Below are 22,891 nucleotides of genomic sequence, written 5' to 3' on the forward strand. Positions count from 1 at the left end.
GCGGCTTCGACCATCGGCGCAGAGCCCGGCTTCAGCCGCCGGAAGGGAGCCCCGCCGACCGGCGCTGGCGACCTCGGCCGGCGCGGCGGACAGCCAGCTGAATGGGCCCCGTGTCCGGCGTGAAATCGACCTTTTCGCGAATCGTCAAGTTCGACGTATAATGTTGGACTTCTTTTTCCAAATCCGGCGCCGACTGGCCCCCTTTCGTATGTCCATCGAAAATCTTCGCAACATCGCCATCGTCGCCCACGTCGACCATGGCAAGACCACCCTGGTCGACCAGCTGCTGAAGCAGTCCGGCACCCTGTCCGAGCGCACCGTCCTCGCCGAGCGCGTGATGGACAGCAACGACCAGGAAAAGGAACGCGGCATCACCATCCTGGCCAAGAACACCGCCATCACCTGGGAAGACAAGAAGACCGGTATCAAGAACCGGATCAACATCGTCGACACCCCCGGCCACGCCGACTTCGGCGGTGAGGTCGAGCGCGTGCTGTCGATGGTCGACACCGTGCTGATCCTGGTCGATGCGATGGACGGCCCGATGCCGCAGACCCGCTTCGTGACCCAGAAGGCCTTCGCGATGGGCTTCAAGCCGATCGTCGTGGTCAACAAGGTCGACCGCCCGGGCTCGCGTCCGGAGTGGGTGATCGACCAGGTCTTCGACCTGTTCGACAAGCTCGGCGCCACCAATGAGCAGCTGGACTTCCCGATCGTCTACGCCTCGGCCCTGAACGGCTACGCCGGCCTGGAAGACACGGTGCGCGACGGCGACATGACCCCGCTGTACGAAGCGATCATGCAGCACGCCCCGCGTCCGGAAGTGGACCCGGAAGGCCCGTTCCAGATGCGCATCAGCCAGCTGGACTACAACAACTTCGTGGGCGTGATCGGCATCGGCCGCATCCAGCGCGGCACCCTGAAGAAGAACATGCAGGTCGCCGTCATCGACCGTGAAGGCAAGAAGCGCAACGGCAAGGTCGCCCAGGTGCTGGGCTTCCTGGGCCTGGAGCGCATCGAGCAGGACACGGCCGAGGCCGGTGACATCGTGGCCATCTCCGGCATTCCGGAGCTGACCATCTCCGACACCCTGTGCCATCCGGAAAATCCGGAAGCCCTGCCGGCACTGACCGTCGACGAGCCGACCATCTCGATGACCTTCCAGGTCAACAACTCGCCGTTCGCCGGCAACAAGGACCTGTCCGGTGGCAAGTTCCTGACCAGCCGCCAGATCAAGGACCGCCTGGACCGCGAACAGGTCCACAACGTGGCCCTGAAGGTCGAACAGCTGGAAGACGCCGACAAGTTCCTGGTCTCCGGCCGTGGCGAACTGCACCTGTCGGTGCTGATCGAGAACATGCGTCGCGAGGGTTACGAGCTGGCCGTGTCGCGCCCGGAAGTGATCATCAAGGAAATCGACGGCCAGATGATGGAGCCGATCGAGCAGCTGGTGGTGGACATCGAAGAAGTCCACCAGGGCGGCGTGATGGAAAAGCTGGGCACCCGCAAGGGCCAGCTGAAGAACATGGAACCGGACGGCAAGGGCCGTGTGCGCCTGGAGTACCAGATCCCGGCCCGTGGCCTGATCGGTTTCCAGAACGAGTTCAAGACCCTGACCCAGGGCTCGGGCCTGCTGTTCCACGTGTTCGACCATTACGGCCCGAAGGAACAGGGCGCCATCGCCAAGCGCATCAACGGCGTGATGATCGCGAACGCCCCGGGCACCACCCCGGCTTACTCGCTGGGCCCGCTGCAGGAGCGCGGCAAGCTCTTCGCTGCTGAAGGCGACAACGTGTATGAAGGTCAGCTGGTCGGCATCCACTCCAAGGACAACGACCTGACCGTCAACGCGATCAAGACCAAGCCGCTGACCAACATGCGCGCTTCGGGCAAGGACGATGCGATCCAGCTGACCCCGGCGATCAAGTACTCGCTGGAACAGGCCCTGGACTTCATCGAAGACGACGAGCTGGTCGAGATCACCCCGAAGGAGATCCGTCTGCGCAAGAAGTTCCTGACCGAAAGCGACCGCAAGAAGGCTTCGCGCGGCGGCTGAGCCAGCACCTCGTGAACCAGAGCGGCTACAACCCGGATCCGCACCGGCATCCGGGTCTCCACGTCATCGCCCTGCTCGAAGCGAGCAAGGCGATGCTGGCGCTGTTGGCCGCCACCGGGCTGGAAGTGCTCGGACCGCAGCCGCTGCGGCACGGCATCATGGTCCTGATCCGGCGTTTCAGCCTGGATCCGGACCATGGCACCCTGCCCTCGCTGCTGCACATGATCAGCCCCGACGCGGTGCACCTGGCCGCGGCGGGGATGATCGGCTACGGCCTGCTGCACCTGGTCGAAGCCTGGGGCCTGTGGCGGGCCAAGGCCTGGGCCTCCTGGCTGGGCTGCCTGACTGCCTCGCTGTACCTGCCCTTCGACATCTTCGCGATCATCCGTCACCCCGGCTGGCCGTCGTGGACGATCCTGGCGATCAACCTGATCGTGGTCTACGTCCTCGCCCGCGACCTGCGCAAGCGCCACCGCTGAGCACCGGCTACACTGGGGATTGGAGCCGACCAAGCCGCCCCATGCGCCCGTCCTTGCCGCCTCTGCTGACCTGCCTGCTTGCCGCGCTGCCTGCGCTGCTTTCGGCTGGCTGCAGCCCGGCCACGTCCAGCGCGCATGCGGCCGAACCCGCGAGCCGCAACGTGCCGTTCCCGTACGCCGAAACCGATGTCGCCGACCTGCAGGCGCGGATGACCGCCGGCGAGCTGGACAGCACCACCCTGACCCAGGCCTACCTGCAGCGCATCGCCACTCTGGACCGCACCGGGCCGCGCCTGCGCGCGGTGATCGAGCTCAACCCGGATGCACTGAAGGAAGCCGCTGCGCGCGACCGCGAGCGCCGTGATGGACGCCTGCGCGGCCCGCTGCACGGCATTCCGGTACTGCTGAAGGACAACATCAACGCCGCCCCGATGGCCACCAGCGCCGGCTCGCTGGCCCTGCAGGGGTTCCGCCCGGACGACGCCTACCTGGTGCGCCGGCTGCGCGACGCCGGTGCGGTGGTGCTGGGCAAGACCAATCTCAGCGAGTGGGCCAATTTCCGCGGCAACGATTCGGTGTCCGGCTGGAGCGCACGAGGTGGGCAGACCCGCAACCCCTATCGCCTCAGCCACTCGCCCTGCGGCTCCAGCAGCGGCAGCGCAGTGGCGATCGCCGCCAACCTGGCCAGCGTAGCGATCGGCACCGAAACCGACGGCAGCATCGTCTGCCCTGCGGCGATCAATGGCATCGTCGGCCTCAAGCCGACCGTCGGCCTGGTCAGCCGCGAAGGCATCATCCCGATTTCCTTCAGCCAGGACACCGCGGGGCCGATGACACGCAGCGTCGCCGACGCTGCAGCCGTACTGACTGCGATCGCCGGCCGCGACGATGCCGACCCGGCCACGGCCACCATGCCCGGCCGCGCGGTGTACGACTACACCGCGCGCCTGGACCCGCAGGGCCTGCGTGGCAAGCGCATCGGCCTGCTGCAGACACCGCTGCTGAAGTACCGCGGCATGCCGCCGCTGATCGAACAGGCGGCCACCGAGCTGCGTCGGGCCGGTGCCATCGTGGTGCCAGTGGAGCTGCCCAACCAGGGCGCGTGGGCCGGGGCCGAACGCACGGTGCTGCTGTACGAATTCAAGGCCGGGCTGGAGCGCTACTTCAGCACCCATCGCGCGCCACTGCGCAGCCTGGCCGACCTGATCGCCTTCAATCAGGCGCACAGCAAGCAGGAACTGGGCCTGTTCGGCCAGGAGCTACTGGTGGAGGCCGACGCTACCGCAGGACTGGCCGACCCCGCCTATATCCGCGCACGCAGCGATGCACGCCGGCTGGCCGGCCCGGAAGGCATCGATGCCGCCCTCGCCGCCCACCAGCTCGATGCCCTGGTGGCGCCGACCACCGGTGTGGCATGGCCGATCCGCAGCGAAGGCGACGACTTCCCCGGCGAGAGCTACGGCGCCGCCGCCGTCGCCGGCTATCCCAGCCTCAGCGTGCCGATGGGCCAGATCGATGGCCTGCCGGTCGGCCTGCTGTTCATGGGCACCGCATGGAGCGAACCGAAGCTGATCGAAATGGCCTACGCCTATGAACAGCGCACCCGCGCGCGGCGCCCACCGCACTTCGACACCGACACCCTGATCGACGCCGGCGAGCCGTGATCCGGTAGTGCCGGCCGCTGGCCGGCAGATCCGGGGTCGCCGGCCAGCGGCCGGCGCTACCGTTCGGGTTCCGGCTCCACCGGCACGATTGCCGCCTCACCATCTTCCGCCCCCGGCGAACGCACATCTGCAGTGCGTGCACGTGGACCGCGCGGCATGTCCAGTTCGTCTGCATGCTGCAGCCGCGCACGCACCTGCGGCAGCGACTGCGGATGCTCGCGCGCCAGGAAATCAAGCATGCGTTCGCGTACCAGGCAGCGCAGATCGAAGGCATCGCCTGAGCTGCGCGCACTGACCAGCAGGCGCACCCGGATCGCACGCTCGCTGGTCTCGGTCACCTGGGTCACGCAGACCCGGCCATCCCACAGCGCTTCGCCACGGCAGATGCGCTCCAGCTCAGCGCGGATCGCCGCAATCGGGGCACGATAGTCCAGCCACAGAAACGCCGTGCCGAGCAGGTCAGCACTGCGTCGCGTCCAGTTCTGGAAGGGGTTCTCGATGAACCAAGTCAGCGGCACCACCATCCGCCGCTCATCCCAGATGCGCACCACCACATAGCTGCTGCCGATCTCCTCGACACGCCCCCACTCACCTTCGACGATCACCACGTCATCCAGCCGGATCGGCTGCGTCACCGCGATCTGCAAACCAGCGATCAGGTTGCCGAACACCGGCTTGGCCGCGATACCCGCCACCAGGCCGATCAGACCGGCCGAGGCCAGCAGCGCGGTACCGATCTTCTGCACCATCGGGAAGGTCAGCAACACCAGCGATGCGCCCAGCACGATGATGGCGCCCATCAGCACGCGGCTGAGCACCCGTGTCTGGGTCTGGATGCGGCGCGCCTCCAGGTTGTCGGAGACATCGATGGGATGGCTGCGCAGGATTGCCCGCTCACCCGCCGCCACCGCCCGCACCAGCAGCCAGATGAAACAGGCGGTCAGCGCGATGTGCAGCACGTGCTGCAGGTTGCCCAGCAGCGGATCCTGCAGCGGTGTGGCCTGCAATGCAGGGATCAACAGCAGCAGCGGCCATGCGGTGGCCATCGGCAGCCCGAGCACACGGCCGATGCGCGCGCGCCGGCGATCACGCCCTTTCAGCCGATGGTAGATCCACAGGATCAGCCACGCGCCGATGCCGCCCACCACTACGGCCAATCCCAACGGCCATGCGTATGCCTGTGCGCTTTGCCAGTGCACCGTTGCCACCTCCACTTGAACAGCCAAGCGGACAGCCTCGCGCATGGCGCATGAGCGTCACGTCAGTCGTTCGTAAGGAGGGTGTTGCTCGGCAGGGCTTGCAGCCCTGCACCCTGCGGTAGTGCCGGCCGCTGGCCGGCAATCTCAACATCAACAGCAAGAACAACAGCAACAGCGTGCATTCCGTGGGATGGCGGGGTGGGTCCGGTTGCGGGAGACGCCGTAAACCCGTCCATGGGGGCTTGGCCGCGGCATCCATGCCGCGGACACTCCCGCAACCGGACCCACCCCGCCTTCGACAGTTTCCCGCGATCTGCTGGAACAGATCTGACCCCATTTGTGTGTATCGATATCTGACAGATGTGCCGACCAACGGTCGGCACCCACCGACAGATCGCAGCAATCTGTCAGAGGTGGGGCGGTGTCGGAGTGCGGGGTGTCAGCCGCATGGATGCGGCTGCCAAGCCCCCAGGGACGGGTTCACGGCGTCCCCGCACTCCGACACCGCCCCACCAAACCACGGAATGCCGCTGCAGCTTTTGACGTTGCCGTTGATTGCAGCAGGTGCAGGGCTGCAAGCCCTGCCGAAAAACCCTTACCGCACTTGTTCCTGCTTGCGCACGATCGCCATCGCGATCTCCAGCGACTGCTCGTAGTTCAACCGCGGGTCCACGGTCGAACGGTATGCACGCTCCAGGTCGCGCTCGGTCAGTTCGCGCGCGCCGCCGGTGCATTCGGTCACGTCTTCGCCGGTCAGTTCCAGGTGCACACCGCCCAGTCGCGTGCCTGCGGCCGCATGCAGATCGAACGACAGCTCCACTTCGCCACGCACGTTGTCGAAGCGGCGCGTCTTGAAGCCATTGGCGGTGCTTTCGGTATTGCCATGCATCGCGTCGCACACCCACAGCACGCGGCGGCCATCGCGCTTGACGGCATCCAGCAGCGGCGGCAGCTTCTCGGCAATCTGCGCTGCACCCATGCGATGGATGAAGCTCAGTCGACCCGGCTCGTCATGCGGGTTCAGCACATCGATCAGGCGCAGCAGCTGATCCGGCGTCACCGACGGGCCCACCTTGATCGCAATCGGGTTGCGCACGCCACGCAGGTATTCCACGTGCGCGCCATCGAGCGCGGCCGTACGCATGCCGATCCACGGGTAATGCGTGCTCAGGTTCAACCAGCCCTGCTGGCGCGGCACCTGCCGGGTCAGCGCCTGCTCGTAGGGCAACAGCAGCGCTTCATGCGAGGTGTAGAAGTCGATGCGGTTGAGGTTGTGCACGCGAGCCCCGGCCAGGGTTTCCATGAAGTGCACCGCATCACCGATCGACGCCACCATCTTCTGGTACTCGGCGGCCAGCGGCGAATGCCGCACCCACTCCAGGTTCCAGTACTCCGGATGGTGCAGGTCGGCGAAGCCGCCATCGATCAGCGCACGCACGAAGTTCATGGTCATCGCCGAATGTGCATGCGCCTGCAGCATCCGCTTCGGGTCCGGCAGGCGCGCCGCCTCGGTGAACGCCGGCGCATTGATCACATCGCCGCGGTAGCTGGGCAGGGTCACGCCGTCGCGGGTCTCGGTATCGGCCGAACGCGGCTTGGCGTACTGGCCGGCAAAGCGCCCAACGCGGATCACTGGCTGGCGCAGGCCGTGCACCAGCACCAGGCTCATCTGCAGCAGCACCTTCAACCGGTTGGAAATGGTGCCCGATTCGCAGTCGCTGAAGTTCTCGGCGCAATCGCCGCCCTGCAGCAGGAAGCGCTTGCCTTCCTGGGCCTCGGCCAGCTGCTGCTTCAGCGCCAGGATCTCCCACGAGGTGACCAGCGGCGGCAGCCGCTTCAGCTCGTGCAGGGCAGCGTCCAGCGCCACCGGGTCCGGGTAGGTCGGCATCTGCAGCGCGGTCTTGCCACGCCAGCTCTCCGGCGACCAGGCAGCGCCAGCGGCGGTCGCGGCAGGATCGGGGACAGGCGAAACGGCGGACAGGCTCATTGCAGGCTTCCGGAGGTGGGGGACGATCATGGTCGCAGAGCCGACCGCTGTCGCAAAGGGCCGGGCGTCGTCTGCACATGGCTGAACGCCGGGAAAAGCGCATCGCGATCGGCCACAAACCGCATGGCCACGCCCGCCCGGACAGGCGCATGATTCGCCACGCACTGTTACGAAGTAACACTCCATCCCTACCGGCCCCTTCCACAGCCCATCCGCCATGAAGCCTTCCCTGCTCGCTACCGGCATCACCTTCGCCCTGACCCTGGCCAGCCTGCCCTCCCTCGCCGCGGCTGCCGATGCCACCCCGGTGAAGGACCTCGACACGGTCACCGTCAGCGCCCAGCTCGACCAGGCCCGCAACGCGCTGTCGCCGGACATCGGCAGCAGCCAGTACCAGATCACCGCCGAGGACATCCAGAAACAGCCGCTGGGAGCCTCTGCACCGCTCAGCCAGGTACTGCTGCAGGCGCCCGGCGTGGTCCAGGATTCCTATGGCGGCGTGCACGTGCGCGGCGACCACGCAAATCTGCAGTACCGCATCAACGGCGTATTGCTGCCCGAATCGATCTCCGGCTTCGGTCAGACCCTGGACACCCGCACCATCAAGAGCATCCGCCTGATGGATGGCGCACTGCCGGCCCAGTTCGGTGAGCGCACCGCGGCGGTGGTCGACATCACCACCCGCAGTGGTGCCGAGCTCGGCAATGGCGGCAGCGCCGGACTGACCGCGGGCTCGTTCGGCAAGATCAATCCGAATGCCTCGTGGTGGGGCAACCAGGGACGCTGGAGCTGGTTCCTGACCGGCAACTACGACCAGAACGAGGTCGGCCTGGAGAATCCGACCAGTTCGCGCAAGCCGCTGCATGACGACACCCACCAGGGCAAGGCCTTCGCCGACCTGACCTATCTGGTCAACGAGAACACCCGCCTGAGCGTGTTCGCCGGCTTCGCCAACAACCGCTTCCAGATCCCGGTCAACCCCGGGCAGACCCCGCAGTTCGGTTACCTGGACACCACCACCTTCGACTCCAGCCAGCTGGATGAAACCCAGCGCGAAACCACCCGTTTCGGCATGCTGGTGCTGCAGGGCACGCTGGGCAGCACCGCCTACCAGCTGTCCGCCGGGCAGCGCTACAGCGATGTAGCGTTCAACCCGGATGTCATCGGCGATCTGGTGTTCAGTGGCGTCGCCTCGCAGGTCCAGCGCAGCAACCGCGCCAACACCCTGCAGGCCGACTTCTCCACCCCTCTGGGCAACGACCACACATTGCGCTACGGCCTGTACGGCAACTACGAGAACGCGCGGGCCAGCAACAGCAGCTGGGTGTTCCCGGTCGATGACGCCGGCCAGCAGTCCAGCACCACGCCGCTGCTGATTCCCGACCGCAGCGCCTTCCATGCCAGCACGCTGGCGTTGTACGTGCAGGATGAATGGAAGATCGGCGACGACTGGACCGTGAACTACGGCCTGCGTGGTGATCGCTACAAGGCCTTCGGCCACACCGAGGGCCAGCTCAGCCCGCGCGTGGGCGTGGTCTGGAATGCGAGCGAAAGCACCACCGTTCACGCCGGCTATTCGCGTTACTTCACGCCACCGGCCAGTGAGCTGATCGCCAGCAGCGATATCGCCCTGTATGACGGCACCACCAACCAGCAGCCCAGTGGCGGCAACAACACCCCACTGGCCGAACGCAGCGACTACTACGACATCGGCATCTCGCAGCAGCTGGGTGACCACCTGACCCTGGGCCTGGACGCGTACGACCGCCGCGTTACGCGCCTGCAGGACGAAGGCCAGTTCGGCGCCGCCTACATCTACTCGACGTTCAACTACCGCCGCGGCCATATCCGTGGCCTGGAGTTCAGTGCCGACTACAGCAACGGTCCGTTCAGCGCCTACTTCAACGCGGCGTACAACAAGGCCATCGGCACCCAGGTCATCACCAGCCAGTACAACCTCGATCCGGACGCGCTGGCCTATGTGGCCGACCACTGGATCCACCTGGACCACGACCAGAAGCTGACGTCGTCGGGGGGCGTCAGCTACGCCTTCGCCGGGCACAACCGGATCGGTGCCAACTACGTGTTCGGCAGCGGCCTGCGTTCGGACATCGAGGGCGTGCCCAACGGTGGTGAGCTGCCGTCCTACCTGCAGGTGAACCTCAGCGCCGGCCACGATTTCAATGCCGACAGTGGCCATCCGCTGCACGTGCAGCTGGCGGTGATCAATGCATTGGATCGCAGCTACCAGCTGCGAGATGGCGGCGGTGTCGGCGTGTTCGCCCCGCAATGGGGACCGCGTCGCGGTGCCTACCTGAGCCTGCAGCAGGATTTCTGAGGAGACAGGGGTCGGATCCCTTTGCGATGCAAAGGGATCCGACCCCGTTTCGCTCTCAGCGCTTGACCTTGCGCAGCGACACCACCAGCGCCCACAGCGCCAGCAGCACGAACCACACGCCCGACCACATCGGCATGGTCAGGCCCAGGAACGTCCAGTCGATGTTGCCGCAGTTGCCGGTGCCGGTCAGCACCGTGCGGAACACTTCCAGCGGCCCCATGGTCTCGCGCAGGAAGCTCAGCGGCGGGCCGCAGGTCGCGCCCATCTCCGGCGGCAGCATCTGCACGTAGACGTGGCGCGCAGCAATGCCAACGCCCACTGCGGCGGCAATGAAGGCCAGCACGCCGTAGGTCGCGCGGCCGGGGCGGTTGGACGGCCCATGCAACGCACCGATCAGGAACAGCAGGCCCAGCGCAGCGAACGCCAGGCGCTGGAAGATGCACAGCGGACACGGCTCCAGGCCCATCTTCAGCTGCAGGAAGATCGCGTAGCCGAGCAGGCCCGCGCAGATCAGGAAGCCCAGGAAGAACTGGGCGCGGAAGGGCCAGCGCAGTGGATTCATCGTCAACGCTCGAATGGATCAAGGCGCCAAGCGTAACCGAGAGTGCGCGCCATTCGAACCGCTACAGGTGACGCCTGTCGGAACGGTGCGGGTCAGATCCCTTTGCGCACGCATAGGGCTCTGACCCGCGATACCCCCTGCATGGGGTCAGAGCCCTGTCCTGCGGAAAGGGATCCGACCCCGAAAATGCAAAAGCCCGGCAGAGGCCGGGCTTTCGCTGTGTCGCGTTGGAGCGGTCCGATTACTCGGCCACTTCCTCGGCCACGACCGGACGGTCAACCAGCTCGACGTAGGCCATCGGCGCGTTGTCGCCGGCGCGGAAGCCGCACTTCAGCAGGCGCAGGTAGCCGCCCGGACGGTTCGCGTAGCGCGGGCCCAGGATGGTGAACAGGTTGCCCACGGCTTCGTTGTCGCGCAGGCGGGCGAAGGCCAGACGGCGGTTGGCGACGGAGTCGACCTTGGCCAGGGTGATCAGCGGCTCGGCAACGCGGCGCAGTTCCTTGGCCTTCGGCAGGGTGGTCTTGATCAGCTCGTGCTTGAACAGCGAGGCGGCCATGTTCTTGAACATCGCTTCGCGGTGGGCGCTGGTACGGCTGAACTTACGGCCAGACTTCTGGTGACGCATGGTGATATTCCTTGGTTAATGATGAGGCTGTGCGGATCGTTGTCGCCATCCTGGCGTTGCTGCGCGGACTGCGGATGGTCCTGGCCGTCCGTCCTGGACGACCTGCCCCGCGAACCTGCGGTTCGTCGTGGCATGGTGTGGTGCGTTGAAGGCCCCACCGCGAACGGTGGAGCCTCCAGGCATTACCGATATCAGCCCAGCATGCCGTGGCTGGCGACGCCGGCCGGCGGCCAGTTCTCCAGCTTCATGCCGAGGGACAGGCCGCGCTGAGCCAGCACTTCCTTGATCTCGGTGAGCGACTTCTTGCCCAGGTTCGGGGTCTTCAGCAGCTCCACTTCGGTCTTCTGGATCAGATCGCCGATGTAATAGATGCTTTCAGCCTTCAGGCAGTTGGCCGAACGCACGGTCAGCTCCAGATCGTCGATCGGGCGCAGCAGCACCGGATCCACGCCGTTGTTGGCCGGCTTGGCCGCACCGCGGTCGCGGTGGGTGAAGTCACCGAACACCGACAGCTGGTCGCTGAGGATGTCGGCGGCGGTGCGCACGGCTTCCTCGGCGTCGATGGTGCCGTTGGTCTCGATATCGATGACCAGCTTGTCCAGGTCGGTACGCTGTTCGACGCGGGCCGCTTCCACGGCATAGGCGACGCGGCGGACCGGCGAGAACGAGGCATCCAGGACCAGGCGGCCGATGGCACGGGTTTCTTCGTCCGGACGACGACGCGCGGCGGCCGGCTGGTAGCCGAAACCACGTTCGATCTTCAGACGCATGTTGATCGCCGTATCCTTGGTCAGGTGGCAGATCACATGGTCGCCGTTCAGGATCTCCACATTGTGGTCGACCTTGATGTCGGCAGCGGTGACAACGCCCGGGCCCTGCTTGGACAGGGACAGGGTGGCGCTGTCGCCGGAGTGCATACGGATTGCCACGTCCTTCAGGTTCAGCAGGACTTCGAGCACGTCCTCCTGCAGACCCTCGACCGTGGTGTACTCATGCAACACGCCGTCGATTTCGACTTCCGTGATGGCGAAGCCCGGGATGGACGACAGCAGCACGCGACGCAGGGCATTACCCAGCGTATGCCCGTAACCCCGCTCCAAAGGTTCGATAACGACCTTTGCACGGGTGTCGGTAAGGCGTTCGATCTGCGGACCGCGAGGACGCAGAACCTGGTTGGCGGTAACCGTCATGTTGCGGGTTCTCCTAGTGAACCCCCGGCCGTCGCCGGGGGCTCTCCAATGATGAATTACTTCGAATACAGCTCGACGATCAGCGCTTCGTTGATGTCCGCAGGCAGATCCGAACGATCCGGAACAGCCTTGAAGATGCCGGTGAACTTGCCGGAATCCACTTCAACCCACGACGGGCTCAGGTCATGCTGGGCGGCGACGGTCAGGGCTTCCTGGACGCGCAGCTGCTTGGCAGCCTTTTCAGACAGGGCGATGGCGTCGCCAGCCTTGACCTGGTACGAAGCCAGGTTGACCGACTTGCCATTCACGGTGACGCCGCGGTGCGACACCAGCTGACGGGCAGCCGGACGGGTCACGGCGAAGCCCATGCGGTAGACGACGTTGTCCAGGCGGGTTTCCAGCAGCTGCAGCAGGTTCTCGCCGGTGTTGCCCTTCTTGGTCGAGGCCTTCTTGTAGTAGTTGCGGAACTGACGCTCCAGCAGGCCGTAGATACGCTTGACCTTCTGCTTTTCACGCAGCTGGGTGGCGTAGTCGGACAGCTTGCCCTTGCGGGCAGTGGCGCCGTGCTGGCCGGGCTTCTGCTCCAGCTTGCACTTCGAGTCCAGCGCACGCGCCGGGCTCTTCAGGGACAGGTCGGCGCCTTCGCGACGGGCGAGCTTACAGGTAGGACCGATATAACGAGCCATTTCTTATCGCTCCCTTTAGACGCGACGCTTCTTCGGCGGACGGCACCCGTTGTGCGGGATAGGCGTCACGTCGATGATGTTGGTGATCTTGTAGCCGACGTTGTTCAACGAACGCACGGCCGACTCACGGCCCGGACCCGGGCCCTTGATGCGGACTTCCAGCGACTTCACGCCGTAGTCCAGCGCAGCACGACCGGCCTTTTCAGCAGCCACCTGGGCAGCGAACGGGGTCGACTTGCGCGAACCGCGGAAGCCAGCGCCACCGGAGGTCGCCCACGACAGAGCGTTGCCCTGGCGGTCGGTGATGGTGACGATGGTGTTGTTGAACGAAGCGTGGACGTGGGCAACGCCGTCGGTGACGACGCGCTTGATCTTCTTCTTGGTCTTAGCAGCGGGCTTAGCCATTTCTCAGTCCCTTACTTCTTGATCGCCTTGCGCGGACCCTTGCGGGTGCGGGCGTTGGTACGGGTGCGCTGGCCACGCAGCGGGAGGCCACGACGGTGACGCAGGCCGCGGTAGCAGCCCAGGTCCATCAGGCGCTTGATCGCGATACCGATTTCACGGCGCAGATCGCCTTCCACGATGTACTTGCCGACTTCGGCGCGCAGGCGCTCGATTTCCGGCTCCGACAGATCGCGGATCTTGGTGGTCGAAGCAACGCCTGCGACTTCGCAGACCTTCTTCGAACGAGTACGGCCGATGCCGTAAATGCTTTGCAACCCGACCCAGACGTGCTTCTGGGCTGGCAGGTTGACGCCTGCAATACGCGCCATGACGCGGTTCTCCAGCTGAGTGATGGCCGACAGCGCGCCTCGGGCACGCCAATCCGGCAGGATGGATCAAAAAAGTGAACTAGCGATACTAACAAGGTTCCGGTTTACATGGAAGCCCGTGAAACCATTGGTTTCATGAACCCGGCCTGGGGAGTGTGCCCAGGCTCCGGCGCCGGATGGGGTTGGACCAGGGGGTTCCCCCGGGGCCGCCCGCGCTACTCCAGCGCGGGACCACCTCATCACACCCCCACCCGGAACCGCTGCGGGGGCCGCCCTTCGTTTGTGTGGCCGGAGTCCGCGAAGCGGAGGGACCATCACGTCAGGAAGACGAAAGTATAACAGACCTATCAGCCGCGGGCAAAACCGCCGCGGTTGCCACCCTTCAGGTTGGCCTTCTTCAGCAGGCTCTCGTACTGGTGGGACATCAGGTGCGCCTGCACCTGGGCGATGAAATCCATCACCACCACCACCACGATCAGCAGCGAAGTACCACCGAAGTAGAACGAGGCGTTCAGCTGCGTGCGCATCAGTTCCGGCAGCAGGCAGACGATCACCAGGTACGCCGAGCCAGCCGCGGTCAGGCGGGTCAGCACGCCGTCGATGTAGTCGGCGGTCGCCTTGCCCGGACGGATGCCCGGAATCAGCGCGCCGGACTTCTTCAGGTTGTCGGCGGTTTCCTGCGAGTTGAACACCAGCGCGGTATAGAAGAACGCGAAACCGGTAATCAGCGCAGCGAACACGATCATGTGCAGCGGCTCGCCCGGGCCCAGGGCGTTGGCGACCTTCTGCAGGATCTGGCCGAAACTGCTCTGGTTGGCGGCCTGGCCGGACCACATGGCCAGGGTGGCCGGGAAGGCCAGCAGGCTCGAGGCGAAGATCGCAGGGATGACGCCGGCCATGTTGAGCTTCAGCGGCAGGAACGAGGTCTGGTTCATGTACGCGTTGCGACCGCCCTGGCGGCGCGCGTAATTCACCGTGATCCGGCGCTGGCCACGCTCGACGAACACCACGAAGAAGGTGAAGGCGAGCACGACGATGGCGATCAGCAGCAGCTGGATGAACTGGATGTTGCCGTCGCGGTAGGCGTCGAAGGTGTGGATGACCGCACCCGGCAGGCCCGCCACGATACCGGCGAAGATGATCAGCGACACGCCGTTGCCGATGCCGCGCTCGGTGACCTGCTCACCGACCCACATCAGGAACATGGTGCCGGCGGTCAGTGCGACCACGGCAGTGAGCACGAAGCCCATGCCCGGCGCATACACGACCGGAGCGCCCGACGGCGAGACCTGGCCCTGCAGGGCCAGCGCGATCGAGCCGCCCTGCACCACTGCCAGCAGCACGGCGCCGATGCGCGAATACTGGGTGATCTTGCGGCGACCGGACTCACCTTCCTTCTGCATCGCCTTCAGGGCGGGGAAGATGTGCACGGCCAGCTGCATCACGATCGATGCCGAGATGTACGGCATCACGTTCAGCGCGAAGATGCTGAAACGGTGCAGGGCGCCGCCCGAGAACATGTTGAACATGTCCACGATGCCGCCGCCCTGCGTTTGCATCATGGCAAGCATGGCATCGGGATTGACGCCCGGCACCGGCACGTAGCAGCCGATGCGATAGACGATCAAAGCCCCGACGACGAACAGCAAACGTTGGCGAAGTTCAGTGAACTTGCCCATTCCGCCCGCGAGGTTACCGATGCCAGCTTGCGCCATGATTTTCTTACTCCGTTACGCTGCCGCCGGCAGCTTCGATCGCGGCCTTGGCACCAGCCGTGGCAGCAATACCCTTCAGGGTGAACGCCTTGGTCACTTCGCCCTTGACGACGACCTTGGCCTTCTTGGCAGTGCTCGGGACCAGCTTGGCAGCACGCAGGGCGGCGAAGTCGATCTCACCGGCCGGCAGCTTGTCCAGCGCGTACAGCAGCACTTCAGCGGTGTCCTTGGCGATCGGCGAACGGAAGCCGATCTTCGGCAGACGACGCTGCATGGGGGTCTGGCCGCCTTCGAAGCCAGCCTTGATCTTGCCGCCACCCTTACGGGCGAACGAACCCTTGTGGCCGCGGCCGGCAGTCTTGCCCAGGCCCGAGCCGATACCGCGACCGACGCGGGTGCGCTCGGTGCGGGCGCCCGGTGCCGGGCTCAGTTCATTGAGACGCAGAGTCATGATCGATTACTCCTCAACCTTGACGAGGTAGTGAACGGTGTTGATCAGACCGCGAACCTGCGGGCTGTCCTTCAGTTCACGCACATCGTTGAGCTTGTTCAGGCCCAGAGCACGCACCGACAGGCGGTGACGCGACTGAGTACCACGCAGGCCACGCACCAGGCGGACCTTCACAGTCTTGTTGGACTCATTAGCCATGGTTGAGTTCCTCCACCTTCTTGCCGCGCTTGGCCGCGATGCGAGCCGGCGACTGCGCAGCAGCCAGGCCCTTCACGGTGGCACGCACCAGGTTGATCGGGTTGCGCGAACCGGTGGCCTTGGCCAGCACGTTCTTCACGCCAACGGCTTCCAGCACGGCGCGCATGGCACCGCCGGCGATGACGCCGGTACCTTCCGAAGCCGGCTGCATGAACACGCGGGCTGCGCCGTGACCATCCTTGATGGTGTGCCACAGGGTGCCGTTGTTCAGGTCAACGCTGACCAGGTTCTTGCGGGCCTGTTCCATCGACTTCTGGATGGCGACCGGCACTTCGCGGGCCTTGCCATAACCGAAACCGACCTTGCCTTCGCCGTCGCCGACAACGGTCAGGGCGGTGAAGGTGAACTGGCGGCCACCCTTGACGGTCTTGCTGACGCGGTTGACCGCGACCAGCTTTTCGATCATGCCGTCGTCGATCTTCTCTTCGCGGTTACGGTCGCGATCGCGACCCCGCTGCTGACGCTCTTCTGCCATGTTGATTCCTTGGTTGTTTGGGTATGTACGGCTCGGGGCCGCTTATGGTTGTGGAGTGACGCGTCGTTCCGGTGGACCGCTGCAGAAGAGCGGCGCCGTCCAGCCTCACTCAGGCTGGCGAGCAGGCGGGCAGGAGGCCATCGGCCCCCTGCCCTTATCCCTTAGAACTGCAGGCCGGCTTCGCGGGCGGCTTCTGCCAGGGCCTTGATGCGGCCGTGGTAGCGGTAACCCGAACGATCGAAGGCAACCTTCTCGACGCCGGCGGCCTTGGCGCGCTCAGCGACGATGCGGCCAACCTTGGCAGCGGCATCGGCGTTCTTGCCGTTCTTCAGGCCTTCCATGACGTCGGTCTGGGTGGTGTTGGCAGCAGCCAGCACCTTGGAACCGTCGGCGGTGAAGACCTGGGCGTACAGGTGCTGGCCGGTGCGCAGCACCGACAGGCGGGCGACGCCGAGCTCACGGATGTGGGCGCGGGTCGACTTGGCGCGACGCAGGCGGGCGATGTTCTTGTTCATGATGTTTTTCCCTTGAAAGCGGAAGCGCCTATTAGGCCTTCTTGGCTTCCTTACGGATGATGACTTCGTCGGAGTACTTCACGCCCTTGCCCTTGTACGGCTCCGGCTTGCGGAACGCACGGATCTTGGCGGCAACTTCACCGACGACCTGCTTGTCAGCGCCCTGGACCAGGATCTCGGTCTGGGTCGGGGTGGTGATGGTGATGCCTTCCGGCGCCACGAACACGACCGGGTGCGAGAAACCGAGCGACAGGCTCAGGTCCTTGCCCTGCATGGCAGCACGGTAACCCACGCCGACCAGCTCCAGCTTGCGCTCGAAGCCTTCGGACACGCCCTTGACCATGTTGGCCAGGATCGCACGCACGGTACCGGTCAGCGCGACCAGGTCGGCGCTCTCGGTGCTCAGGGTGGCAACGCCGCTGTCGACGTTGATGGCAATACCGGCCGGCTTGACCAGCGACAGGGTGCCCTTCGGGCCCTTGACGGTGATGCTTTCCGACTGGACGTTCAGTTCGACCTTACCCAGGGTGACGGGCTTCTTGGCTACGCGGGACATAGTTCTACTCCTTTCGCCTTAGGCCACGAAGCACAGGACTTCGCCGCCGACGCCCAGCTGGCGCGCCTGCGCATCAGTCATGATGCCCTTGGAGGTGGAAATGATGGAGATACCCAGGCCATTCATGACCTTCGGCAGCTCGCTCTTGCCGCGGTACTGGCGCAGGCCCGAACGCGAGAAGCGCTTCAGGGTCGCGATGACCGGCTTGCCTTCGAAATACTTCAGCACGATTTCCAGCTCGGACTTGTTGTTTTCCAGCTGGGTCACGCGCAGGTCGGTGATGTAACCCTCGTCCTTCAGGACCTGGGCGATCGCAACCTTGATCTTGGACGACGGGGCTTTCACCGTCTGCTTGCCAACCGCGGCCGCATTCTTGATGCGGACCAGCAGGTCGGCGATGGGATCAGTCATGCTCATATGAGTACCTTTGAGTGCACCGATATCCGCTTTCGCGAAAATCTGTTGTCTCCTGGAAACGGGCCAGGTCCCTTGATGCAGCGGGCCGAGGGCCCACTCCTACAACCCCGTCTGCACAGGGCAAGACGCGGGAGTATACGCCAAAAGAGCCCGACTTGCGTCGGGCTCTTCGGGTTTTTTCACAGAAAGGAAGCTGAACGCCCCCCTCCCCGGTTCAGCGGCCCCCACAGGGGCTGCTGATCGCAGGGCCGGCTGGGATTACCAGCTGGCCTTGCGCAGACCCGGGACGTCGCCACGCATGGTGGCTTCGCGCAGCTTGTTACGGCCGAGGCCGAACTTGCTGTAGACGCCACGCGGACGACCCGACAGTTCGCAACGGTTGCGCTGGCGGCTCGGCGACGAATCGCGCGGCAGCTTGGACAGCTTGGTTGCGGCGTCGATCTTCTCTTCGTAGGTCGCGTCCACGGAGGACACGATCTTCTTCAGAGCCGCACGCTTTTCAGCGTACTTCTTTGCCAGCTTTTCCCGCTTGATGTCGCGGTTGACCATGGAGGTCTTTGCCATTTCGGTTTCCTCGACAGATCAGTTACGGAACGGGAACTTGAACGCTGCCAGCAGCGCCTTCGCTTCCGCGTCGGTCTTCGCAGTGGTGGTGATGGCGATATCCATACCGCGGATCGCGTCGACGGCGTCGAAGTCGATTTCCGGGAAGATGATCTGCTCCTTCACACCCATGTTGAAGTTGCCGCGGCCGTCGAAGGAACGACCGGAAACACCACGGAAGTCGCGCACGCGCGGCAGCGAGATGTTGATCAGGCGATCCAGGAACTCGTACATCTTGTGGCGACGCAGCGTGGTCTTGCAGCCGATCGGCCAACCATCGCGGATCTTGAACGACGCAACCGACACACGCGACTTGGTGACAACCGGCTTCTGGCCGGAAATCTTGGTCATGTCGCCGACGGCGTTTTCCAGGATCTTCTTGTTGGTGGCCGCTTCGCCGACACCCATGTTCAGGGTGACCTTGACCAGCTTCGGCACTTCCATCGGATTGGTGTAGCCGAACTGCTTCATCAGCGCCGGCACCACTTCGTCCTTGTAGAACTTTTCGAGACGGGAACTCATCTTCTCATTCCTCAGGCGTCGAGCGCCTCACCGCTGGAGCGGAACACACGCAGTTTGCGTCCATCCTCCAGCACCTTGAAGCCAACGCGTTCGCCCTTGCCCGAAGCCGGGTTCAGAACATTCACGTTGGAGATATGGATCGAAGCTTCGCGCTCGACCACGCCGCCGGCAACACCTGCCTGCGGGTTCGGCTTGGTGTGGCGCTTGACGATGTTCACGTTGGCGACGACCACGCGGTCGCCATCGACGCGGACGACTTCGCCCTGCTTGCCCTTGTCCTTGCCAGCGTTGACGACAACCTGGTCGCCCTTCTTGATACGGTTAGCCATGATTATCTCCTGTCGCTCACAGCACTTCGGGAGCGAGCGAGACGATCTTCATGAACTTCTCCGAACGAAGTTCACGGGTCACCGGCCCGAAGATACGGGTACCGATCGGCTCCTGCTTGTTGTTCAGCAGGACGGCAGCGTTGCCGTCGAAGCGGATCAGCGAACCGTCGGCGCGACGCACACCCTTGCGGGTACGCACCACGACGGCGTCATACACTTCACCCTTCTTGACCTTGCCGCGCGGAATCGCATCCTTCACGGTGACCTTGATGATGTCGCCGATGCCGGCGTAACGGCGCTTGGAACCACCCAGCACCTTGAAGCACATCACCTGCTTGGCACCCGAATTGTCCGCGACGTCAAGGTAGCTCTGCATCTGGATCATGATTCAGACTCCTTATTCAGCCGCACGCGTGATGACTTCCACCACGCGCCAGTTCTTGGTCTTGGACATCGGAGCAATCTCGGTCACGCGGACGACATCGCCTTCCTTGCAGGCGTTGTCGGCATCGTGGGCGTGCAGCTTCGTCGAGCGCTTGATGTACTTGCCGTACAGCGCGTGCTTGACCTGACGCTCAACCAGGACGGTAACCGTCTTGTCCATCTTGTTGCTGACGACACGGCCTTCGACCGTGCGCAGCGTCTTCTTTTCAGTATTGTCGCTCATAGCGGCCATCCTTACTTCGTGCTGCCGAGCAGGGTCTTGACGCGAGCAATCTCGCGACGGACCCGGCGAATGTCGTGGGTCTTCGGCAGCTGGCCGGTGACCTGCTGCATACGGACAGAGAACTGTTCCTTACGCAGGTCGATCAGGTGGGCCTTGAGTTCGTCAGCCGACTTTTCACGGAGAGTTTTGATATCCATCAGCGCACCGTACGGGTCACGAAAGTGGTGGTGACCGAGAGCTTGGCGGCGGCCAGGCGGAACGCCTCGCGAGCCACTTCCTCGGAAACACCCTCGATTTCATAGATCATGCGGCCGGGCTGGATCTGGGCCACCCAGTATTCCACGTTACCCTTACCAGAACCCATTCGGACTTCGATGGGCTTCTTGGTGATGGGCTTGTCGGGGAACACGCGGATCCACATCTTGCCGCCGCGCTTGACGTAGCGGCTGATCGAGCGGCGGGCCGCTTCGATCTGACGCGCGGTCAGCTGACCGTGTGCGGTTGCCTTCAGGCCGTATTCGCCGAAGCTGACAGCGTTGGCGCTCCAGCTCAGGCCATCGTTACGGCCCTTGTGTACCTTGCGGTACTTGGTTCGCTTGGGTTGCAACATTGTCGTTACCTCGCTTCACGGGCCGGGCGCTGACGGTCACCACGGTCGCCGCGATCGTGACGATCGTTGCGCGACGGGGTGTCGTCCTGCTTTTCCTGGCCAACCTGGGAGAAATCGAAGACCTCGCCCTTGTAGATCCAGACCTTGATGCCGATGATGCCGTAGGTCGTCTTGGCTTCAGCGAAGCCATAGTCGATGTCGGCACGCAGGGTGTGCAGCGGCACGCGGCCTTCGCGGTACCACTCCGAACGGGCGATTTCTGCACCGTTGAGGCGGCCACCAACGTTGACCTTGATGCCCAGGGCACCCAGGCGCATCGCGTTGCCGACCGAGCGCTTCATTGCGCGGCGGAACATGATGCGACGCTCCAGCTGCTGGGCGATCGACTCGGCAACGAGCTGCGCGTCCAGTTCCGGCTTGCGCACTTCGGTGACGTTGATGTGCGCCGGGACGCCCATCATCTCGCTCACTTCCTTGCGCAGCTTCTCGATGTCCTCACCGCGCTTGCCGATCACCACGCCCGGACGGGCGGTGTGGATCGTCACGCGAGCGGTCTTGGCCGGACGCTCGATCAGGATCTTGCTGATGCCGGCCTGAGCCAGCTTCTTGCGCAGCATTTCGCGCACTTTCAGGTCGGCTGCCAGGTAACCAGCGAACTCGGCCTTGTTGGCGTACCACTTGGAGTTCCAGCCCTTGGAAATGCCGAGGCGGATACCAATCGGATGAACTTTATGACCCATGGTCTTTTCCTTATCCGCTTACTTGGCGGCGCCCACAACCACAGTGATGTGGCTGGTGCGCTTGAGGATGCGGGTACCGCGGCCTTTCGCCCGCGCCATGAAACGCTTCAGGGTCGGACCTTCATCAACCATGATGGTCTGAACCTTCAGCTCGTCGACGTCAGCGCCCTGGTTGTTCTCGGCGTTGGCAATTGCCGACTCCACCACCTTCTTGATCAGGTGGGCAGCCTTCTTGTCCGAGAACTTCAGCAGGTTGACCGCACGCTCGGCCGGCAGACCGCGCACCTGGTCAGCGACCAGACGAGCCTTCTGCGGGGAGATGCGCGCAGTGCGCAGGATGGCTTTCGCTTCCATTGTCATCTCTCCTTACTTGCCCGACTTCTTGTCACCACCGTGACCCTTGAAGGTCCGGGTGATGGCAAATTCGCCGAGCTTGTGGCCGACCATGTTCTCGTTGACGAGAACCGGGATGTGGTTCTTGCCGTTATGCACGGCAATGGTGACGCCTACCATGTCAGGCAGGATCATCGAACGGCGCGACCAGGTCTTGATCGGCTTCTTGCTGCCCGCAGCGGCCTCCACCTTCTTGACGAGGTGGTGATCGACGAACGGGCCCTTCTTGAGTGAACGTGCCATGGTCGATTAGCCCCTACGATCGCGGACGATGAACTGCTGAGTGCGCTTGTTATGGCGCGTCTTGTAACCCTTGGTCGGGACACCCCACGGGGTGACCGGATGCGGATTACCCTGGCCGGCCTTCGCCTCACCACCACCGTGCGGGTGGTCAACCGGGTTCATGGCAGCACCACGAACGGTCGGGCGGACGCCGCGCCAACGCTTGGCACCGGCCTTGCCCAGCTTTTCCAGGCTGTGCTCGTCGTTGCCGACTTCGCCGATGGTGGCGCAGCACTCGACCGGAACCTTACGCATTTCACCCGAGCGCAGGCGCAGGGTGGCGTAGATGCCTTCGCGAGCCACCAGCTGCACGGCCGCACCAGCGGCGCGAGCGATCTGAGCGCCCTTGCCCGGCTTCAGTTCGATGCAGTGAATGGTGGTGCCGACCGGGATGTTGCGCAGCGGCAGGGTGTTGCCGGCCTTGATCGGGGCGTCCGAACCAGCGATCACCTGATCACCAGCCTTCAGGCCCTTCGGGGCGATGATGTAGCGACGCTCACCGTCGACGTAGCACAGCAGAGCGATGTGGGCGGTGCGGTTCGGATCGTATTCGATGCGTTCCACGCGCGCCGGAATGCCCAGCTTGTTGCGCTTGAAGTCGATGATGCGGTAGTGCTGCTTGGCACCACCACCGACGTGACGCACGGTGATGCGGCCATGGTGGTTACGACCACCCGAGCGGCTCTGCGACTCGACCAGTGCGGCGTGCGGAGCACCCTTGTGCAGGTCGGGGGTGACCACGCGCACGGCCGAACGGCGGCCGGGGGAGGTGGGCTTGAATTTCATCAATGGCATGGGA

At 64.4% G+C, this 22,891-nt stretch carries 30 protein-coding genes; 4 read left to right on the forward strand and 26 right to left on the reverse strand.

Features of this window, described 5'->3' with window-relative positions:
- Nucleotides 1-208 precede the first annotated feature (208 nt).
- The 3 genes from typA to BKE09_RS06985 are packed head-to-tail and all read left to right on the forward strand — an operon-like array spanning nt 209 to nt 4,199.
- Entirely contained in the window at nt 209-2,056 is a 1,848-nt protein-coding gene (gene typA / locus BKE09_RS06975; RefSeq protein ID WP_042358544.1) for a translational GTPase TypA, read from the forward strand.
- A gap of 11 nt (nt 2,057-2,067) precedes the next feature.
- Nucleotides 2,068-2,535 (forward strand): DUF2127 domain-containing protein, encoded by a 468-nt coding sequence (locus BKE09_RS06980; protein WP_005415426.1) that lies wholly within the window; start codon nt 2,068-2,070, stop codon nt 2,533-2,535.
- 41 nt (nt 2,536-2,576) lie between these two features.
- Nucleotides 2,577-4,199 (forward strand): amidase, encoded by a 1,623-nt coding sequence (locus tag BKE09_RS06985; RefSeq protein ID WP_075675274.1) that lies wholly within the window; start codon nt 2,577-2,579, stop codon nt 4,197-4,199.
- A gap of 56 nt (nt 4,200-4,255) precedes the next feature.
- Here the strand turns inward: BKE09_RS06985 and BKE09_RS06990 are convergent, their stop codons facing one another.
- Entirely contained in the window at nt 4,256-5,443 is a 1,188-nt protein-coding gene (locus BKE09_RS06990; protein ID WP_240502882.1) for a mechanosensitive ion channel family protein, read from the reverse strand.
- Nucleotides 5,444-5,993: 550 nt separating this feature from the next.
- Nucleotides 5,994-7,385 carry a 3-deoxy-7-phosphoheptulonate synthase class II gene (locus tag BKE09_RS06995; RefSeq protein ID WP_075675275.1) on the reverse strand — a complete coding sequence of 464 codons (1,392 nt, stop codon included), beginning with the start codon at nt 7,383-7,385 and terminating at the stop codon, nt 5,994-5,996.
- 217 nt (nt 7,386-7,602) lie between these two features.
- Here BKE09_RS06995 and BKE09_RS07000 point away from each other — a divergent pair, with 217 nt between their 5' ends.
- The gene (locus BKE09_RS07000) at nt 7,603-9,723 is read left to right on the forward strand and encodes a TonB-dependent receptor (RefSeq protein WP_075675276.1); all 2,121 of its coding nucleotides are present in this window, start codon (nt 7,603-7,605) and stop codon (nt 9,721-9,723) included.
- A 55-nt stretch (nt 9,724-9,778) separates the two neighbouring features.
- Here BKE09_RS07000 and BKE09_RS07005 read toward each other — a convergent pair whose 3' ends face one another.
- The 24 genes from BKE09_RS07005 to rplB form a co-directional block, all read right to left on the reverse strand.
- On the reverse strand, nt 9,779-10,285 hold the full coding sequence (locus BKE09_RS07005) for a disulfide bond formation protein B (RefSeq protein WP_005415421.1): 507 nt from the start codon (nt 10,283-10,285) through the stop codon (nt 9,779-9,781).
- Nucleotides 10,286-10,526: 241 nt separating this feature from the next.
- The gene (rplQ, locus tag BKE09_RS07010; RefSeq protein WP_005408217.1) at nt 10,527-10,910 is read right to left on the reverse strand and encodes a 50S ribosomal protein L17; all 384 of its coding nucleotides are present in this window, start codon (nt 10,908-10,910) and stop codon (nt 10,527-10,529) included.
- Between the two features lie 191 nt (nt 10,911-11,101).
- On the reverse strand, nt 11,102-12,100 hold the full coding sequence (rpoA, locus tag BKE09_RS07015; protein ID WP_005408216.1) for a DNA-directed RNA polymerase subunit alpha: 999 nt from the start codon (nt 12,098-12,100) through the stop codon (nt 11,102-11,104).
- Between the two features lie 56 nt (nt 12,101-12,156).
- Nucleotides 12,157-12,786 (reverse strand): 30S ribosomal protein S4, encoded by a 630-nt coding sequence (rpsD, locus tag BKE09_RS07020; RefSeq protein WP_004145446.1) that lies wholly within the window; start codon nt 12,784-12,786, stop codon nt 12,157-12,159.
- Nucleotides 12,787-12,801: 15 nt separating this feature from the next.
- Nucleotides 12,802-13,191 (reverse strand): 30S ribosomal protein S11, encoded by a 390-nt coding sequence (gene rpsK, locus BKE09_RS07025; RefSeq protein ID WP_004145443.1) that lies wholly within the window; start codon nt 13,189-13,191, stop codon nt 12,802-12,804.
- Nucleotides 13,192-13,202: 11 nt separating this feature from the next.
- Nucleotides 13,203-13,559, reverse strand: coding sequence for a 30S ribosomal protein S13 (rpsM, locus tag BKE09_RS07030; RefSeq protein WP_004154500.1), 357 nt, complete (start codon nt 13,557-13,559; stop codon nt 13,203-13,205).
- Nucleotides 13,560-13,906: 347 nt separating this feature from the next.
- On the reverse strand, nt 13,907-15,274 hold the full coding sequence (secY, locus tag BKE09_RS07035; RefSeq protein ID WP_049446762.1) for a preprotein translocase subunit SecY: 1,368 nt from the start codon (nt 15,272-15,274) through the stop codon (nt 13,907-13,909).
- 7 nt (nt 15,275-15,281) lie between these two features.
- On the reverse strand, nt 15,282-15,725 hold the full coding sequence (gene rplO, locus BKE09_RS07040; protein WP_004154498.1) for a 50S ribosomal protein L15: 444 nt from the start codon (nt 15,723-15,725) through the stop codon (nt 15,282-15,284).
- Nucleotides 15,726-15,731: 6 nt separating this feature from the next.
- Entirely contained in the window at nt 15,732-15,923 is a 192-nt protein-coding gene (rpmD, locus tag BKE09_RS07045) for a 50S ribosomal protein L30 (protein WP_004154497.1), read from the reverse strand.
- Nucleotides 15,916-16,458, reverse strand: coding sequence for a 30S ribosomal protein S5 (rpsE, locus tag BKE09_RS07050; RefSeq protein ID WP_004154496.1), 543 nt, complete (start codon nt 16,456-16,458; stop codon nt 15,916-15,918). The genes rpmD and rpsE overlap by 8 nt, the downstream gene beginning before the upstream one ends.
- Before the next feature lie 161 nt (nt 16,459-16,619).
- On the reverse strand, nt 16,620-16,973 hold the full coding sequence (gene rplR, locus BKE09_RS07055) for a 50S ribosomal protein L18 (RefSeq protein ID WP_005408212.1): 354 nt from the start codon (nt 16,971-16,973) through the stop codon (nt 16,620-16,622).
- Nucleotides 16,974-17,004: 31 nt separating this feature from the next.
- A complete protein-coding gene (gene rplF / locus BKE09_RS07060) occupies nt 17,005-17,529 on the reverse strand; it encodes a 50S ribosomal protein L6 (RefSeq protein WP_075675277.1) in 525 nt (174 codons plus the stop codon).
- A gap of 18 nt (nt 17,530-17,547) precedes the next feature.
- The gene (gene rpsH, locus BKE09_RS07065) at nt 17,548-17,946 is read right to left on the reverse strand and encodes a 30S ribosomal protein S8 (RefSeq protein ID WP_005408210.1); all 399 of its coding nucleotides are present in this window, start codon (nt 17,944-17,946) and stop codon (nt 17,548-17,550) included.
- A 258-nt stretch (nt 17,947-18,204) separates the two neighbouring features.
- Nucleotides 18,205-18,510: a 30S ribosomal protein S14 gene (rpsN, locus tag BKE09_RS07070; RefSeq protein ID WP_075675278.1), complete on the reverse strand. Its 306-nt coding sequence runs from the start codon at nt 18,508-18,510 to the stop codon at nt 18,205-18,207.
- Nucleotides 18,511-18,528: 18 nt separating this feature from the next.
- Nucleotides 18,529-19,071 carry a 50S ribosomal protein L5 gene (gene rplE / locus BKE09_RS07075; RefSeq protein WP_004154491.1) on the reverse strand — a complete coding sequence of 181 codons (543 nt, stop codon included), beginning with the start codon at nt 19,069-19,071 and terminating at the stop codon, nt 18,529-18,531.
- Between the two features lie 11 nt (nt 19,072-19,082).
- A complete protein-coding gene (gene rplX / locus BKE09_RS07080; protein WP_004154490.1) occupies nt 19,083-19,400 on the reverse strand; it encodes a 50S ribosomal protein L24 in 318 nt (105 codons plus the stop codon).
- A 16-nt stretch (nt 19,401-19,416) separates the two neighbouring features.
- Nucleotides 19,417-19,785, reverse strand: coding sequence for a 50S ribosomal protein L14 (rplN, locus tag BKE09_RS07085; protein ID WP_010483978.1), 369 nt, complete (start codon nt 19,783-19,785; stop codon nt 19,417-19,419).
- A gap of 12 nt (nt 19,786-19,797) precedes the next feature.
- Nucleotides 19,798-20,067 (reverse strand): 30S ribosomal protein S17, encoded by a 270-nt coding sequence (gene rpsQ / locus BKE09_RS07090; RefSeq protein ID WP_004154489.1) that lies wholly within the window; start codon nt 20,065-20,067, stop codon nt 19,798-19,800.
- Nucleotides 20,068-20,078: 11 nt separating this feature from the next.
- Nucleotides 20,079-20,264 carry a 50S ribosomal protein L29 gene (gene rpmC / locus BKE09_RS07095; protein WP_004154487.1) on the reverse strand — a complete coding sequence of 62 codons (186 nt, stop codon included), beginning with the start codon at nt 20,262-20,264 and terminating at the stop codon, nt 20,079-20,081.
- On the reverse strand, nt 20,264-20,677 hold the full coding sequence (gene rplP / locus BKE09_RS07100; protein ID WP_004154486.1) for a 50S ribosomal protein L16: 414 nt from the start codon (nt 20,675-20,677) through the stop codon (nt 20,264-20,266). Before rplP ends, rpmC begins: the two co-directional genes overlap by 1 nt.
- Nucleotides 20,678-20,682: 5 nt before the next feature.
- Nucleotides 20,683-21,417 (reverse strand): 30S ribosomal protein S3, encoded by a 735-nt coding sequence (gene rpsC, locus BKE09_RS07105; RefSeq protein WP_075675279.1) that lies wholly within the window; start codon nt 21,415-21,417, stop codon nt 20,683-20,685.
- A gap of 18 nt (nt 21,418-21,435) precedes the next feature.
- Nucleotides 21,436-21,771, reverse strand: a complete 336-nt coding sequence (gene rplV / locus BKE09_RS07110; protein WP_004145348.1) for a 50S ribosomal protein L22 — start codon at nt 21,769-21,771, stop codon at nt 21,436-21,438.
- 12 nt (nt 21,772-21,783) lie between these two features.
- Nucleotides 21,784-22,053 (reverse strand): 30S ribosomal protein S19, encoded by a 270-nt coding sequence (gene rpsS / locus BKE09_RS07115; RefSeq protein ID WP_004154485.1) that lies wholly within the window; start codon nt 22,051-22,053, stop codon nt 21,784-21,786.
- Between the two features lie 6 nt (nt 22,054-22,059).
- Entirely contained in the window at nt 22,060-22,887 is an 828-nt protein-coding gene (gene rplB, locus BKE09_RS07120; RefSeq protein WP_004145339.1) for a 50S ribosomal protein L2, read from the reverse strand.
- Between the last annotated feature and the right edge of the window lie 4 nt (nt 22,888-22,891).

The organism is Stenotrophomonas sp. TD3 (assembly GCF_001939825.1).
Taxonomy (GTDB): domain Bacteria; phylum Pseudomonadota; class Gammaproteobacteria; order Xanthomonadales; family Xanthomonadaceae; genus Stenotrophomonas.